The following is a 16640-nucleotide window of genomic DNA, read 5'->3' on the forward strand; positions in this document are numbered from 1 at the left end:
GGCTTTTTTATAATCGCGATTCAAATGACTTAATAAACAAAGCGTTTTAGTTGCTGATTAAAGTCATCGGCTAATTGATTAAGCTGAGCACTAATTTGATTAGACTCATCCACTTGCTGAGAGTTTTGTGCGGCAACATCGGCAATGCGCTCGATCAGTGAAGCAATCTCGCCAGCAACAGTGGTTTGCTCTTTTGCGGCAGATGCGATGTGTAAGTTCATTTCATTAATGCTGCCAATAGAGGTAACAATTTCTGATAGCAGGCTTTCTGCTGTTTCTACTTGTTCTACAACTTCGTCGGTTCGGCTTTGGCTCTGCTCCATGGCGGTTACTGCGTTGTTAGCACCACCTTGAATCTTCTCGAGAATGTTTTGAATTTCGCTAGTACTCTGTTGGGTTTTCTGCGCCAAAGTTCTTACTTCATCGGCTACCACTGCAAAGCCTCTGCCTTGTTCACCGGCACGCGCTGCCTCAATGGCTGCATTTAACGCCAGCAAGTTAGTTTGTTCTGCAATGCCTTTAATCACATCCAGTACTGCGCCAACATTATTGGTATCGGCGGCTAAATCTTTAACCACTTCTCCAGCATGGCTAATATCAGCAACTTGAGTATTGATGCTGGTGATTACCTGCTTCATCGCTTCGGCGCCATTGTGTGCGGTTAAGTCGGTATTGTGGGTGGTATCAGCGGTATTGGCGGCATTTTGCGATACTTCGTTGGCCGAGTGCGACATCTCTTGAATGGCAGTGGCCACTAAATCAGAGCTTTCACGTTGTTGGTGAGTTCCTTTCGCGAGATCTTCTGACATGTTGTTTAACATGTTAGATGAATTATGCAGTTGTTCACCCGATTGGCTTAAATCAGACACGGTACTGAGTAAGAACTGCTGTAATTTGCGGGTGGCATTGGCCAGTTTGCCTAGCTCATCGCCACGCTCTAGCTGCACGGTAATATTGAGTTTGCCATTGGCTAGCACATCAATGTCTTCTACTAGAGAGTTAATGGGCGTAATGCATTGGCGTTCCATAAATAAGAAGCTAACAAGAATCACTAGTAGGCCACTAATACCAATGATGATGAAGCTGATATTGCTCACCTTGTGGGCGCGCACAGTGTTTAGTTCGACCTGCTCGGCGGTTATAGATTTAAGTTGGTCGCTAAGCTGCGCCATGGATTTAGAGGGGGCCCTATCAATGCCTTTTACCGCTTTATCGCCAACTTTAAAATCAAAGCCTGCTGCTTCATATTCGGCTTTGCCTTTGGCGTAGGCGGTGCCGAGTTGTTTATGTGAAGCTAAAAATTCTTCTGCAAGTTTTGCCAGTTCTGGGTAGTTGGCTTGTCTTAGCTCTGTGACCAGTTTGCCTACCTGTTGTTGAACTTCTTTTTGCTTATCTTGGAAGCGATCCCAATACTTTTTATTTTGCTCAGGGTCGTGACCACGCAGAAGCACGTTTTTCCATTCTTGGATTTGAGTTTTAAAGGCGATGTGGGACAGCAGAGCTACTTCTTCAAGGTGTACTTCGTTATGGGTGAGTTTATCAAAGCTGTTTGCGGTTTCTCTTAGGTGCAGCGCAGTGTATATGGCTACCGCCATAAGCAGCACTAACGAAGCAACAAGAACCGACAGTATTTTGAAGCGTAGGCTGGTTTTATCCCAAGACATTTTTGCTCTCCTTTGCTATTGAATTAAGCATAGAACAGCAAGCTAAAAAAACGAGGTAATCCTTTATTTTTTTAAGGCTTAGTGAATATTTATTATACGCTTTAGTTACTTTTAGCGGCGAGTTTTTTCAGCACTCGAGACACGGCTGCAAAGGCAAAACTAGCGGTTAGGTGAGTGACCGCACCAAAGCCACTGCTGCAATCCATACGCATAGTACCGCCCGCATCGGGTTTAGCCATACAGGTTTCACCATCACTGCTTGGGTAAATGAGTTGCTCGGTAGAATAAACGCAATCTACCCCAAACTTACGTTTCGGATTTTTGCTGAAGTTGTAGAATCTACGCAGCTCGTTGCGGACTTTGGCTGCTAGGGGATCTTGAATGGTTTTGGCCAAATCTGTAATTTGGATTTGCGTAGGATCTATTTGCCCGCCTGCGCCACCTACCGTTATGAGTTTGATTTTGTTGCGTTTACAGTAAGCAATTAAAGCTGATTTAGCTTTTACGCTATCAATGGCGTCAATCACATAATCAAAGTCTTTGGTGATGTATTCACTAAGGTTATCTTTAGTGACAAAATCTTCAATTTCTAGGCATTGGCACTCTGGGTTGATCTGCAAAATACGCTGACGCATTACCTCGGTTTTTGACTGACCAACAGTGTTAGCAATAGCATGGATCTGACGATTGGTATTGGTGGTGCAGATGTCATCGAGATCTATCAGGGTGATTTTACCAATGCCACTTCTAGCTAAAGCTTCTGCTGCCCAAGAGCCAACGCCACCAATGCCAATTACACATACGTGAGATTGTTGGAAGGTGTTGAGCGCCGAGCGACCATAAAGGCGCGCAATACCGCCAAAGCGTTGTTCAAATTGAGACATGATAAACCACTATAAAAATAACGGTGGCGATTATAGCAAAGCCTTGGTACTTGGTTAAGCATTAGGGTCTGTTGATCTTTGCTGATGGTTTTTGCAGCAATTTATTAGCCATTTAGGTAAGGCAGTGGGTGTGCAGTTAAGTGGGCTTAATAATCACTCGCTAACGCTGAATAAATGGCTAATAAATGCTGCCCGAAGGGTTCGGGTAAGCGAACTTTACTCTTTGTTAAGCACTTCTTGCTTAGCCCACTAGGCTTCAAAGTGCTCGCCGCGATTAAAGCCCGCTTATCTCGAACAAAATTTCAATACCAAAGATCAACAGCCCCTAGTCACAGCAATAATGGGTGGGGTAAATTGGCGTACTTGTGTTAGATTTAAGGTATTGAAATTTGTGCTTATAAGCACTTGGAGTGAACTATGTTTCGAATTTTTGCAATTGCGTGTTTGTCATTTATGGCCGCCGCATGTACGGTAAAACCAGCACTAGATTACAATGTTGATCAAGACTTCTCTCAATTCAAAGATTTTGCCTTTGTGCCAATGCCAGAAGATGCAGTGGCAACTATTGATGGTCAACGAATTGAACGTGAATTAACCGCCCAATTACAGGCTAAAGGTATACCAGCGGTAGCGGTTGAAGAAGCCGATATGCTGGTCGACTACCGGGTTGATATAGCAACGGAGTTAGAATCATACGGTGGTTCGTTCTCAGTGGGCGTAGGCCGCAAACACGGCGCAATTGGCGTAAGCTCGCCTGATCGCTATAAAGAACGTAAGTACGGTAAGTTAGTTGTAGAGTTTTTTGACCCCGCAACTAATGCCTTGGTGTGGCGCTCAATTTCACAAAGCCAGCTGCGTGAGACCATGGGGCCAGAAAGTCGCGCTGAGTTCATCAATAAACAAGTAGCATTGATGTTAGAAAACTACCCACCAAAAGCTAAATAATAGATTCAACTACCCGCTAAATAGCTTATTTAGCGGGTAAGCTTTATTCCGCCAATACACTTCTATTTCGGCCATTTTGCTTGGCGCGATACATCGCTTTATCGGCGCGATCGACCAATAGGCTGGCAAGGATCTCATGGGTTTTTATTTGGGCAATGCCACAGCTAATGCTCATGGTAAGTAAGTTGCCATCAATATCGAGTTCGCTTTGATTCACGCCTAAACGAATCTTTTCAGCTACTTCTAGTGCCGCTAACGCATCGCAGTTAGGCAGTAAAACAATAAATTCTTCACCGCCCCAACGGCATAATATGTCTGATTGGCGAATATATTGGCGGGTTATTTCGGCCACTTTTTTTAAGGCTTTATCACCGACTAAGTGGCCATACTTATCGTTTACTTGCTTAAAGTGGTCGATGTCGAAAATGATGATGGAACAGGGGCTATTGGCCCGGTGTTGAATATCTATAACTTGCTCTAAGCGACCTTCAAAGGTTTGACGATTATAGATACCGGTTAATTTGTCGGTGGATGCCAGCGTTTCTAAGCGGCGTTGATAGCGGCCTAGGGTAAAGTTAGCCACAATTAACATGCAAACCGTAACTAACAGGCTAATGCTTAAGTTTATCCAAAGCGTGTGTTTTAGATCTTGAATCGCTGGCACATCTTGCTGTTCAACAATTAGGTACCAGTTAAACTCTGGGATATAGCGAGCATTCAAATAGTGTTGTTGACCGTCTTCGCTAAAGCGATAGCTGTTTTTGGCCGCGCTAAGCAACGAAGCTGCTTGAGAGGCTAAGCCTTTACGCAAACTAATATTGCGCGGGCCTTGGAAGTTAGCGCCGCTTAAGGTGACATTGCCTAAGGCATCGATGAAGTAAACGCTGCGTTGATAACGTGTTTGGTAGACTTGAATAAGCTCTTTTACAAACTCGATGTTAAGCCCAACTCCGGTTACGCCAATCAACTTTTCTTCAAAATCGAATACTTTGTAGTTAACAAAGACCGTGGTTCTGCTTTGGTCTGCAGTGTCGTAATCGATGTTGATTTCGTACTCTTGGGAAGGTGGTAATTGGCTGACGCGATAAAACCAAGCATCATCTGGTTTATCACTGGATATGGTCTTAATGATGCCTGAGGGGTGATAGTAACGGCCACTGTGGCTAGAGACAAAAAAGCTTGTTATGGTTTGGTAGCGCTGTTGAATGTTATCCAGATAACGAATGATTGGCTGGGCATCTTTTTCGCCAGAAATCGCCCAATCACGAACAAAAGTATCTTGTGCCATCAATGATGAAATAAAGATCGGTTGTAATAAGTCTCGTTGAATTTCCGAATAAACGGTATCGCTAGTTAAAGGCAGGTGATTAGATTCAATTTGGTCTCTTAGTGAGTTATGCGCAACTTGGTAGCTTAACCATGAGGTTAGCCAAAAGGCACACAACAGCATAAAAGATAAGCCGAAAACAAACTTTCGTTTGTCATTCCATGGGCTATAAATTGGCACCTGCACTCCTTGCAAACTGGCCTTTATTCAAGATCTTAGTGTAAAGTTAATGTAAGGCTTAGGCAACCAAACTGCTGCTGGTCTTCTCATTAATAATAAAAAGGTTAATATTGCTATGGCTAATAATCAAGTGGCTAAGCCGTCGCTGTTCTATATAGAGTGTTTACGCTTTATCGCTGCCATAGCAGTAGTGGGTATTCACGTACTTGGCCCTTATCGCGAATTGGTGCCCGAACTGGCTTGGCACGAGTGGCTTCCAGCCATTTCTCTTAATGCTATTAGCCGCTGGGCAGTGCCTATTTTTATCATGATTAGTGGCGCGTTGCTGATGTCGGATCAGCGGCCATTTAATGCAGCCCACTATTTACCAAGGCGACTTGCCAAGGTGCTATTACCATTTTTAGCTTGGACGGTTATTTATGCCTTTGTTGGTGGTTATCAAGAAGGGGCTTGGTCTTGGGAGGCAACAGCGACTTTGTTGGAGCATTCGCCTAACGAGCATACTTGGTATCACCTATGGTTCTTTTACGACTTCATTCCTCTCTATTTTGTGATTCCATTGCTTGCTCCCTTACTTTATAAGATGGAAAAACAACGTATTTTGCTGCTACTAGCGGCTTGGTTAGTGCTTACTTTAATGCACTGGCTCAAAGTAGAAACGCCACTTCGCCAAAACATTATTTTGTATAGCGGTTACCTAGTCATGGGATGGTATTTGTTTAATAACGACCAGCAAGCCCACTTGAAGTTTTGGTTGGCAACCGGCGGAGCGATGCTGGCATTTAATGTATTGGGAAGTGCCTTTTATATTTGGCAACAGGGGGAATACAGTAGCGTGTTTATGGGCTATAAAAGCTTGAACACTGCGGTAATAGCCATGAGCTTATTTGTTTTGATAAAAGCTTATGCTGAGCGGATACCGCAAGGAGTTCGTCCTTTCATTAAAACTATTTCTAAGTACAGCTTTGGGATTTATTTAGTCCATCCTTTGTTTTTAATTCCGGTGCGTAATCCCGACTATGGTATTTATCAGTGGTTTGGCCACTCTAGCATTGCGCTCGTTGTGATTAGCGCTGCTGCCTTGGGGCTCGCCTTTGTGCTGAGTTGGTTGCTGACTCGCTCGTCGCTAACCCGCTGGTTGGTGCCTTAATGTAAAAATAGAAGTCAGCCAAGGGCTGACTTCGCTCAGGTTACCGTTGTAATTCGAACCAGTCTTTTTGTTCTAATTTTTGTGTACTTTTCCGCATTAATGAACTTGGTGTCTGTGCTATCCATTGGTCTATTAGTTGGTGGTACTCACTTTCAAAATCTTGGTAAGTTAAGGCGCTTCCGTCAGGGCGTTTTGCATAAGCATTGAAAGCATTTCTAAAGTCCGGGTTAGGTTGATTTATTCTGTCGTATTGATATTCAGGATATTCAGCGTAATCAACAACATGATACACACCGTTATCTGCAATATGTTTGAGCACGTTAATGATAAATCCCGGAGACGTTGCTTCTAAGTAGGATACTGCAATGTTGTAGTGGCCATAGGCCACCGCTCCTAATGTGCTTTCCCACTTATCGTCTAAGGGGTCGCGTTGATTGTGATTCGATGGGCTAGCAATATGGCCCATGGCATACTCAGCACTACCTTCTAAAAACCAACGATCTACTTGACTTAAGTAAGTTAGGTATTGGTGTTGTAGCGTATGCATAAGTTCGTGTGTAACTATGTAAGCTGAGCTAGGTCTTGAGTCGTTGGTTCTCGCTGTATATCCTACTAAGTTTCCTGTTGCCCATAAGTTACTGTTATTAAAGGCAGTGTTTAAGCAAACCAACGATTTCCCGGGTAAGGTTTGCCCAAAGCTGGTGGAGAGTTCACTGGGCAAATAGGGTGCTTGGACTAAAGCAATTAAGTTGTTGATTTGTTCTGGGTTTAAATGGCGAATTTGTTGATATAGATAATGACGTTTGGAAGTGCCGGTCGTTAAGTCTTGATAAGATGTAGGGAGCTCATCGCCTGTAACTTGCATGAACAGTGCTTCTCCACCCCCTTCATTTAAGCGTTCATACAAGTAATCTGTAGCAACTAAGTATGTTTCTAAACTAAATGGGTAACTCTGCTGAAAAGCAATTAAATCAACGCCCATTTGCCTTTTCAGCTCCTGCAATCCAAATTCAGTCCAAGTGGCAAAGCGTTCAAATAGCTCTCTACTTGTCCCGCTATTACCAAATACCAATACGTTTTCTGTTTCATAGTAAGCATCGTAGTTTCGACAAACGCTGCTGTCATACATTGAAATTGAGTTGGTTGGGTAAATAAAGCCGCTGGCTTTTTTTGATTTTTGTTCGCCTAATATCTCAGGAAATTCTGGTATTGGTTCTTCTACTTGATCCGATTGGGAGCTAGCCGAGCCACCGCCGCCACAAGCTATCACCGACAGAGATAGCAGCGCTATTGTAAGCATTTGCTTAGAGGGTAATAATTCCATTTAAAGCCTTCTAGTTTGAGATGAGTTATTTTTTGTTCAATGTATTCTTTTCTATCTTATATAAATACTTGGCGACGCCTTAATTGTGATTTGTATCAATAGTGGTTTTGTTAATTAGATTTAAATACTTACTGATTTATTGAAACCAACGAAGAATCGTTTATACCTGCTGAAGAATAATCTTGGGGAGAATAGAGTGGAACTCATGAAAAATGGTTTAGCCGAACCCGCAGTGCAACGTATTGCTCAAGGAATAGCGGCAGTTTATCCGCAGTTTGACCGTGAACAATTTGTTGATTTAGCACTTGATGGTTTGGAGACCTTAGAGCTAAAGCAGCGGGTTATGCATTTGATTGCGGTGTTGCAACAAACCCTGCCAGAAGACTTCACCGAAACGGCTAAGATACTGGTTGCGCTTCCTGAGCATTGGGATCGTGGTGACCCAGACGACAGCTTACGTGGTTTTGCTATTTGGCCAGTAACCGATTTTGTGGCAGTGGCAGGAATAGCGTATCCTCAGCAGGCCTTTAAGGCTTTGGCTGCATTAAGCCCATTATTTAGTGCGGAATTTGCTATTCGCCCATTCATTGAAAAGTATCCTGAGCAAAGTTGGGAGCAGTTACTTGCTTGGACAACCAGTGACGATGAACACTTGCGACGCTTAGCGAGCGAAGGTTGTAGGCCGCGCCTCCCTTGGGGAGCACAACTAAAAGAGCTGATCGCAGACCCTGCACCAATTTTACCGATCCTCGAAGTGCTTAAAAATGATAGTAGTTTGTATGTTCGTCGTTCAGTGGCAAATAATCTAAATGACATCGCTAAAGACCATCCAGAGTTGGTTCTGGATCTTTGCCAAGTGTGGCAAAAAGGTGCAAATGCCGATCTACAGTGGTTAATAAAACATGCTACGCGTAGTTTGGTAAAACAAGGTCATCCTAAAAGCTTCCCATTACTGGGTTATACCGCTGATCCTCAGCTAAAACTTGAAGAATTTGCGGTATTAGATCAGCAAGTGACAATGGGTGACTCGCTCACTTTTGCGTTAGCGCTGCGGGCTGAAGAAATGCAGCAAAAGTTTGTTTTAGATTACGCTGTGCACTTTATGAAAGCTAACGGTAAAACCGCCAGCAAAGTCTTTAAATTAAAGAACCTTAGCCTAAACAAAGGAGAGATGTTTGCGATAGAAAAGAGCCATTCTTTCAAAGCTATCTCTACTCGCAAATACTACCCTGGTGAGCACTTTGTGGCTTTGCATGTGAACGGACAAGAAATTGACCGTTTAGCTTTTACATTAAAAGAGTAAATACTTACTGGCGCGCAGGCTAGCTGAGGTTGGCATGAAAAAGGGTTAGCTAAGCTAACCCTTGATGGTTTTTATTGTGCTGTTAGCTCAAGTAAACGCCAGCGCCCACGAGCATAATCTGGCTGCCCGTTGCTAGAGATTACTTCACCATTAGATGTGGAGTTGAACTCAATTTGAATCACATCTCCTTGAGTTAAAGAAATATTGTTCCAAGTATGTTTAGTGGCTTGATAGTTATTGGCTGATTTAGGATTAGTGTACTCAGCTAATTGCTGGCCATTTACCACTAAGCGGTAGCTGCTTTCACCATCATTTTCTGTCAATGTAGTAATGGTAATATCGTAGTTTCCACTTTCGTTATTAAAGGTATAGCGTGCCGCTGCGTACTTGTCCTTGTAGGCACCTGCGTTTACCGCTAGCGCATTATTAGCATTGTCTTTATAAGCTGGAACAAAACCGCTCACTTGTGAAATATCAAAGCTATTAATATCTAAGCTAATTTTGCTTGTTGGCGGCAGGTTCGGTGTATTACCGCCTTGACCATCTTCGTTTAGCTCTCGGTTTGTAATAAGCACAACCCAGTCTTGGTTTGTTTGGCTAGGCGCAGTGCCAATGTTGAGTTTTGCACCACCGGTCAGGCTTAAACCTTTGCTTAATACACCACTGCGAGGGTTGTACCAATATACTTGGTAAACGTGGTTATTGTTTAGCTGAATATCGGTAGTTCCGCCATTACGCAGGTTAACAATGTAGTTGTGTTGTAGGTCGGATAGTACCCAATCGTTAGTGCTTGACGTCGCACCGTTATCTACTTGAAGATCTTGCAGGTTTAAACCCAACTGCTGTTGCAAGATATTGCTAAAGAAGTAATTAACATGGCCAGTTTGTTGCCATAGTTGGTCAAACTCGCGTAAGTCTTCTACCGCTAAGTCATAAGCGTGAGTACCATCATTTTTTAAGTACCAAGAGAAACCCGCACCGCCCGACATAACACTTGCCCACATCCAGTAAATACGCTGGCGAGAACTTACATCTTGATAAGGTTTAGGTGCATGGCTACCCGAGGCTTCGGTATAGGTAACGTACCATTGCTTACCGGCAGCAGCGGATTTGTTTAGCCAACTAATCGTTTCGCCATATACCGAATTACGCGTGGCTGTAGCGCTCGCATTCTCGGGAATGCTGCCATATTGAATGGTTGGGCCGCCGAAGCTAGCGTGACCTAACATATCATCGTAACGATCGTGTTGGCCTGGGTAAGTATGTAGGGTAATGCCATGATTATAAGGGTCGAGATTTTGAATATAATCCGAGTAAGATTTTAACGCTGCAATTGAAGTGGCATCTTGCTCTTCGCCTAGGTTCCATTGTACTGCAGGGTGGTGAGCAAAGCGTGATATTAACTCACGGTAATATAACTTACGCTCTAAACCTAGAGTGGCATTGTTTAGTAAGGTTTCGTTTTCAGTTTCTTGAGTCATCATATGCAGCATTAGACCTTGCTTGGTCATATGCGCAAATACGCGCTCCCATTGGTCTAACTTACTTACGTCAAAGGTGCGTTTATTGTTGCCATTTTCTTGGTACACCAACCATGGATGAGCGTCACAACCGTCACCTTTCACCGTGTTAAGCATCATATAGGCGCTGTTTACCTTGCGTGAACCCAGGTAATTAACTAGGCCAATTAAGCCTTTGCCTTTGCCGCCGGCCCAACTAGGGTCACCACTTTGCCAGTCACTTTCGTGCTCAGAAAACTGGTGCAAAATGCCCTTACAAGAGCCGCCGCTGCCTTTTACGGTATTATCAAAGTCAGCATAACCTAATAGGTTTTCTGGGCTACCTAAGCCGGCTTCAATGTAGATGTTGCCTGTACCAGCAAAGCGTTGGTAGCGTTCGCCGTCTAAGTGTTGCAATAAACCTTGGCTGCGTAAGTCTTGGCTATCGGCGGTAGACGCTGCAACGGAGAACTGTCCTTGTTGCCCATCAATATCAGCAATTGCCTGACCAGCATTGAGCTGATCGCTTACTGCGATGTTAGTACCTTTGCGAAAAGACACTTGGTAGTTCCAATCACCCGTGCTTGGTGGCATAAAGTAAGCGCGCCAAACATCACCTTGGCCAGCGCCAGAATCTGCTGCGTTACCGTTGGCTGCAAAGTGCCCAGGTACAACGAAGCGTTGATTGCCTTGGCTAAAGGTCACGTTAAAACGATGATTAGTGAAGGTAGCGTCGTTACCTTCATCAGCAAAATAGCCTTTACAGGTAAGCTCTACGCGATGCCATTGTTGGTTTTGGTCGCTAACTTCACAGGTTTTTGCTGTGGTAGTTGCGAGCGTTTCTGGCAGTTCTAAATCTTGAGCTTCGCCATTAGCTACAGAGCTATGACGAAAAACGATGCGGTCTACTTTAAAAAACTTAGAACGCCCCGACAGAGTAAAGGTATATTCTTCACCTGCTTTCAGATTGTATATCGCATTATGCTTAGCGTGGTTTTTATCTAAACGTTTACCTGATGCCCACACAAACTGCTGATCGGCACCGCCATAAAACTTAGTATCTGAGCTTAAAATGTCTTTAGTGGCATTACCTTCGCCTGCAACGGCTTCATAGTTACCATCTAGTCGCACATAACCGTCGTTGGCTACATCGCTGCGGTTGTCTATGGTCTCTCTTGCCACGTACATATGTAGGTGATAAGTGCCGGTTTGGGCAGCGGTAAACGTATACTCTAAAGGTGAATTTACCGGACCTGAAATATAGCTATTGCCGTTAAATTCTAAGTAGCCGTTACCGGTGTAACCAGCGAGGTCAGATTTTTGTTGCCACTCGCCCAACTCTGACTGAGTATTTTCAGCCTCAATAACAATTAGGCCATTCAGCTCTTGGTACTGGGTGTTTACCGAAGGAGTATTGCCGCCGTTGTCACCGCCATTGTTGCCTCCGTTATCACCGCCAGTGTCGCCCCCATTGTCACCACCGTTACTATCCATTTCCCGGCATACTTCACTGCCACATTGGCAGTAACTTTGGTTGCTGCGAGAATTTACACAGTCGTTGGCAATGTTACCGTAGGTGTTTTTGCACTGGGCGGTAGTATCACATTCGTCGCCATATTCGGGTTCTGGCGGCGCAGTGGGCTGAAGGTCGGCACATATTCCGTCTTCACACATACAATAGCTTTGGTTACTGCGCGAGTTAACGCAGTCATATGCGGTTTCACCATAAAGGCTTTTACATTCAGAAGTTAAATTACATTCATCGCCTTTTACCGCTGTAAGTTGTATAGACGCAGGCTGAGCGCTAAAGCTATCTAACAATTGATTTAAGTTGATGCCTTGGCTGCCTGTTCCGGCGTTGGCAAATAAAGAAAAGACAAGGCATAAGAAGCCTACTAAATCCTTGGTCTTTCTCGCTTTGAGTTTATGTTGTTTCACTGGATTTTCCTTGTGTTTGTTTGATCAACAAAGTGCAAAGAAGGCTTATCTTTATCAGTGATAAACCAGTCGTCTGGTCTGTAACGTTTGTACTTAGCGTTGAGTATTTAAATTGATTAACTTTTTATAATGTTTTTTGTCAGCGAGGATTTGAGCAATTAATTATCAATATGTAAAGTTGTAATTAATTGTTTTAATTGATTTTTTTAATCAATTTTAATCTCATATTATTTAAGGGCTGAGAATGAGGGTTTAAGCTGTTGCTCATTAGCGACAGCTAACAGAGAAAGGACTATTTTAAGAAGCCATGGGTGATCATTGGGTAACGATCGGCTATTTGTTGGTATTGGCCGTTGTTAACAATTATTGCTAAACCACGATTAAATGATTCAAGCAGCTTAGCGGCGCCTTCTGTTTTACGCGATATGAGCAAATGCACGCTACTGCTCATTACGTCATTATTAGATATACACAAAACAGCCCGTTGTTGAGGACTTAAGTAACGGTTTATAAGGGTAGTTGCGGCGACTCTATCAATTAAAAATGCATCGATGCGTTTGGCAAACAGCTTTTTTAGGTTTTGTAAGTCTGAATTCACCTCTTCGATTTCATATAGGCCTTTGTCACCATTTAGCCAAAAATCTTCGGTATAGGTGTAACCTCGCACGGCGCCTACGACTTTGCCTTTTAAACTGGCTAGGCTGGTGAACTCTCCTGTTGAATTTAAGCTAACTAATACGCTTCCACCGTACCAAAGTGGCTCGGAGTGAAAGAAATGCTCTTGACGCTCAGATTTAATCGCCCAATAAGAAGTGGCTACATAACTACCTACTCGGCTGGAGTTTAATGCGCGTTGTCAGGGCAAGTAACGAAAACTCACCTCTGTTTCTACTGCAGCAAACGAGGCTTTAACAATGGCATTTATTAGACCTTCATCATCGCGGTATTGAGAGGTGAAGGGTGGATGCTCACCGCTGGCTATAGTGATGCTTTCAGCAGCGCTCTGGTTACTGACTACCAGTAGGCTTAAACAGAAAAGGGTACGGAACAAATAAATAATAGTAACTCTCTATTGGTAATAAACACAGCTGAGTAAAAAAGCTAAAGTGTATATTAAGCGTAGTTCTCGCCTAGCTTTAAGCAAGGTTTCCAGCGGAGTATCGTTGTTCGCTAGACTGCATTTTCAATCTTGTCGAATTTTTTTACAACTAAACTCTTATTGTATTGTTTAATAATATATACACATGAATAAAGCTATGAAAATTAACGCTTTTACTTAGTTGGCCTAATTCCTGCTTTTAAGCTGTCAGTTTTAATAGTTTGTATTTCTAAGTATTTGAAAAATATAAACTTGGTCAAATAGTTGTCAGTTTTCGGTCGTTGCCGTAGTAGTAGGAAATGTTTTATGTATTTTGCAAAGTTAAGTCGATTTACGCTTGTGACCTTTTCATTGGCCTTGTCTGTTGCTTCTCAAGCCAGCGTATTAAGTGACTACAACTTAATTCTTACCGGTGATTACAACTACCAGGGTGGAGAAGTAGAAGGTCGCACTCTTCTTGGCGGTAATCTAAATGCTTCAGGTCATTCGCCTACTTTTGCAACCCGAGAAACCACGGTTATTAATAAAGACACCGTTACTGTTGTTGGTGACGTTAACGCTACCAATATTAACCTTAATGCTGGCAGCTTAAGTTATGGCGGCAGCTACAATGTAAATGGCAATGTTAACCTTAACGGTGGCGGCTCTGCAGTTCAAAGCATCAGCGCTAAGAATCAACTGGATATGCAGGCTACTTTTGCTGCCGTAGAAGCGGAGCTAAGAGCAGACTCTGCTTACTTCGCTGGCCTAACCAGTAACGCAGTATTAAGTGGTAGCCATTTGTCCTACGCTGGTAGCGATAGCGTGGCGGTGTTTGATGTTGATTTTTCTAGTATCTTCGCCCAAAACAATTCTTTGTCTTTAGATGCTGGTTTAGCTGAAACCGTGATCATTAACGTATCTGGTAGCATTGTAGATATTGCTGGTGGTGTAAACCTTACCGGGAACGGCTTTGCCATTGATGCGGGTTTAGGCAACCTTGGCGCAGAGAATATTTTGTGGAACTTCTATGAAGCGGAAGCAATCAACTTCAATAACTTAGCAACTGTAGGTTCGGTGCTAGCTTTAGATGCTGATATTACTGGTGGCGCAGTATTTGACGGAAGTGTAGCAGCCAAGAGCTATACAGGTGGTAGAGAGTTTCATAGCCATGGTTTTGATTGGACTCCCCCGCAAGTACCCGCAGTGGTAAGCGAAAGCTCAAGCTTTATGCTATTTATTTTGGGCTTAGCTTTAGTCATTGTGTCGCGTCGTCGTAGTCGTATCTAAGTTCCTCTCGCTTAAATCTGATTGAAAGCCTCAAGTTTACTTGGGGCTTTTTTGATCCCGTTAAGCTGTTCTGTTTTTTTATAAGCGTTAACTAAATTACCCACTAGTGTGAGCGTTCACATAATCTCTGCTAAATAAATTTAACTGATGAAATAAATGCGAGTAGTTTTGGCCTTAGGCCGAATTTTGAACATCCGCTTAGCGCAGTATCAAGCCATATCGATATTTGGTCGTAGAACATAATTTGATCGAGATAATGAGGGAGCAAATCAATGAGCGTATTACCTAAGCATATTAAAAATCTACTGCTGACATCAGCCCTGGTTGCCATGGCTAGCCTAAGCACAGCGGCTAATGCGGCGATTAAAGTAAAAGCCGAAAACTTTAGCCAACAGCAAGGGGTACAAACAGAACCTACGGCCGATGCCGATGGCGGAAACAATGTTGGTTATATTGAAAATGGTGATTGGGTGGAATACGCCATCGATGTCCCAGCTGCTGGCGAGTATACGTTTTCTGCGCGAGTAGCCAGTGATACTAATGGCGGGCGCTTTGTTGTGCTGGCTAATAACGCTGAAAAAGCCACGGTAAAAGTAAAAGGAACTGGTGGCTGGCAAAACTGGGTTACCCTAGAAAATACCCTTAATTTAGAAGCTGGTGCGCAAACCTTACGCTTTAACTTTAAAGGTTCATCAGGCTATTTGTTTAACATTAACTGGTTTGAGTTAAGCGCTAAATAATTAGCAACTAGACAAATTAGTGATGATAGAGCCTCGCCCTAGAGCGAGGCTTTTTTGTGCTTACGATGTATTAATACAGCAATGTTGCTTGGTAAGCGCCGGTGAGGCTATTAAAGGTGATTCTGGTAGAGCCTGCACTGTTTACCTTTAGGTTAGCGCCGTTTAAGTCGACAATACCATCGTTATTGTTGTCTCCAAAGTTACGCGACCAGTCATCATAGACGTCAAACTTAAAGTCGGTGGTACCATCAAAATACACCACAATAGACCATGTGTAGTCGTCGATTAAGGTCATCGGAATCGAGTTCCAGCCGCTCGGTTGACCACGAAAATATACCTGTGGGTAACGCTGTAACAGCAGGCCCTGGCCAATTTGTTCCCCGGTATCAAACAGTCGATAATTTTTGCCGTAGTAGTTATCTATATGGATATTTTGTCCATCGTTATACTCTAAATAAAACTCAAGGTGTCGGTAGTATTCGATATACTGTTGGCCACTCCATACGCCGCTAAGGCCATGTTCGTCGGCTACAATGTGGCTTAAGCTAAGTTCCTTACGATAGCTTGTTTGAAAACTGTTGTCGGAGTAAACCATGGTCACTTTATCTTGCTCGCTATGTGATTTTGCGCGCGCTGTAACAGAGATTAAGCTACTGCCTCGGGAGGCGTCATCAAGTGCTACCGCTTGATGACTAAGGTTTGTTTGCAGGTAGTCGTTAAACTGGTAGTTCTGTTGCTGGTTGTTGTCCCAATAGGTTTGCCCATTTACCTGATACTTAATGGCAAATTGGGTAGCGGCAACCGAACCGGCGAGTGGCAGCCTAAATACAAAGTTTTCGTAGCCGCTATGGCTTGCTCCCACATAAAAAGCCGGGTGATCTAGCCACTCTCCGTTGGATGATTGGTAATGCAGCCAAACCTGTTTATTGGGGCCAATGTTTTTTACCTCAATTGCGCCCTCTAACTCGGCGCTATCAAAGCCATTTTCGAAGTAAGGGGTGAAGTGAGCATGCTTTAGTCTTACTTCTTCAGCGGCTTGCGCTGCGAAGCTGAAAACCGAGAGCAAAACCCAACCAGCTATCACTTTTAGTGATTTATTTTTCATATTGCCTTCCTTGGATTGTTTTTGAGATGAACTCGCCATTAATACCGCTGCGAGCACGTTGAATATAGCAATGGCTAACAGGCTTGCTGGTTAAATCATCATTAACTAACCATTTTTCTCGTACTTTGGTACGAATGCGCTGGTGAGGGGTTTATCCTGCCCCGTTGTTTTGGGGCTGCTTAATTCAGTCCTGTAAGTAAAACTTAAAGCTGA

13 protein-coding genes are annotated in these 16640 nt (G+C 43.4%); 5 read left to right on the forward strand and 8 right to left on the reverse strand.

Features of this window, described 5'->3' with window-relative positions; genetic code table 11:
• Positions 1-29: 29 nt before the first annotated feature.
• Both LQZ07_RS02745 and tcdA read right to left on the reverse strand, forming a co-directional pair.
• Positions 30-1664 (reverse strand): methyl-accepting chemotaxis protein, encoded by a 1635-nt coding sequence (locus LQZ07_RS02745; protein WP_152783151.1) that lies wholly within the window; start codon positions 1662-1664, stop codon positions 30-32.
• Positions 1665-1765: 101 nt separating this feature from the next.
• On the reverse strand, positions 1766-2548 hold the full coding sequence (gene tcdA, locus LQZ07_RS02750) for a tRNA cyclic N6-threonylcarbamoyladenosine(37) synthase TcdA (RefSeq protein WP_152783152.1): 783 nt from the start codon (positions 2546-2548) through the stop codon (positions 1766-1768).
• Between the two features lie 417 nt (positions 2549-2965).
• On the opposite strand from tcdA, the gene LQZ07_RS02755 reads away from it, so the two are divergent.
• On the forward strand, positions 2966-3493 hold the full coding sequence (locus LQZ07_RS02755; RefSeq protein WP_016401941.1) for a DUF4136 domain-containing protein: 528 nt from the start codon (positions 2966-2968) through the stop codon (positions 3491-3493).
• Between the two features lie 43 nt (positions 3494-3536).
• Here LQZ07_RS02755 and LQZ07_RS02760 read toward each other — a convergent pair whose 3' ends face one another.
• Positions 3537-4943 (reverse strand): sensor domain-containing diguanylate cyclase, encoded by a 1407-nt coding sequence (locus LQZ07_RS02760; protein ID WP_152783507.1) that lies wholly within the window; start codon positions 4941-4943, stop codon positions 3537-3539.
• Between the two features lie 172 nt (positions 4944-5115).
• Between LQZ07_RS02760 and LQZ07_RS02765 the strand changes: the two genes are divergently transcribed.
• Complete coding sequence (locus LQZ07_RS02765) at positions 5116-6150, forward strand: acyltransferase (RefSeq protein WP_152783154.1); 1035 nt, start codon at positions 5116-5118, stop codon at positions 6148-6150.
• A gap of 40 nt (positions 6151-6190) precedes the next feature.
• Here the strand turns inward: LQZ07_RS02765 and LQZ07_RS02770 are convergent, their stop codons facing one another.
• Positions 6191-7474, reverse strand: coding sequence for a hypothetical protein (locus LQZ07_RS02770; RefSeq protein ID WP_152783156.1), 1284 nt, complete (start codon positions 7472-7474; stop codon positions 6191-6193).
• Between the two features lie 205 nt (positions 7475-7679).
• On the opposite strand from LQZ07_RS02770, the gene LQZ07_RS02775 reads away from it, so the two are divergent.
• The gene (locus LQZ07_RS02775; RefSeq protein ID WP_368666396.1) at positions 7680-8777 is read left to right on the forward strand and encodes a DNA alkylation repair protein; all 1098 of its coding nucleotides are present in this window, start codon (positions 7680-7682) and stop codon (positions 8775-8777) included.
• 71 nt (positions 8778-8848) lie between these two features.
• On the opposite strand, the gene LQZ07_RS02780 is transcribed toward LQZ07_RS02775, so the two are convergent.
• The 3 genes from LQZ07_RS02780 to LQZ07_RS02790 all read right to left on the reverse strand — a co-directional run bounded on the left by LQZ07_RS02780 (position 8849) and on the right by LQZ07_RS02790 (position 13265).
• Positions 8849-12214 carry a DUF5060 domain-containing protein gene (locus tag LQZ07_RS02780; RefSeq protein ID WP_152783160.1) on the reverse strand — a complete coding sequence of 1122 codons (3366 nt, stop codon included), beginning with the start codon at positions 12212-12214 and terminating at the stop codon, positions 8849-8851.
• A gap of 292 nt (positions 12215-12506) precedes the next feature.
• The gene (locus LQZ07_RS02785) at positions 12507-12881 is read right to left on the reverse strand and encodes a transporter substrate-binding domain-containing protein (protein ID WP_152783162.1); all 375 of its coding nucleotides are present in this window, start codon (positions 12879-12881) and stop codon (positions 12507-12509) included.
• A 189-nt stretch (positions 12882-13070) separates the two neighbouring features.
• Positions 13071-13265: a hypothetical protein gene (locus tag LQZ07_RS02790; RefSeq protein WP_152783164.1), complete on the reverse strand. Its 195-nt coding sequence runs from the start codon at positions 13263-13265 to the stop codon at positions 13071-13073.
• 354 nt (positions 13266-13619) lie between these two features.
• On the opposite strand from LQZ07_RS02790, the gene LQZ07_RS02795 reads away from it, so the two are divergent.
• Positions 13620-14582, forward strand: a complete 963-nt coding sequence (locus LQZ07_RS02795; protein WP_152783166.1) for a choice-of-anchor A family protein — start codon at positions 13620-13622, stop codon at positions 14580-14582.
• Between the two features lie 272 nt (positions 14583-14854).
• A complete protein-coding gene (locus LQZ07_RS02800; RefSeq protein WP_016401933.1) occupies positions 14855-15322 on the forward strand; it encodes a carbohydrate-binding protein in 468 nt (155 codons plus the stop codon).
• 70 nt (positions 15323-15392) lie between these two features.
• Here LQZ07_RS02800 and LQZ07_RS02805 read toward each other — a convergent pair whose 3' ends face one another.
• Positions 15393-16427, reverse strand: coding sequence for a carbohydrate-binding protein (locus tag LQZ07_RS02805; protein ID WP_194164146.1), 1035 nt, complete (start codon positions 16425-16427; stop codon positions 15393-15395).
• Positions 16428-16640 lie beyond the last annotated feature (213 nt).

This window comes from Agarivorans sp. B2Z047 (assembly GCF_023373605.1).
GTDB classification, from domain to species: domain Bacteria; phylum Pseudomonadota; class Gammaproteobacteria; order Enterobacterales; family Celerinatantimonadaceae; genus Agarivorans; species Agarivorans albus.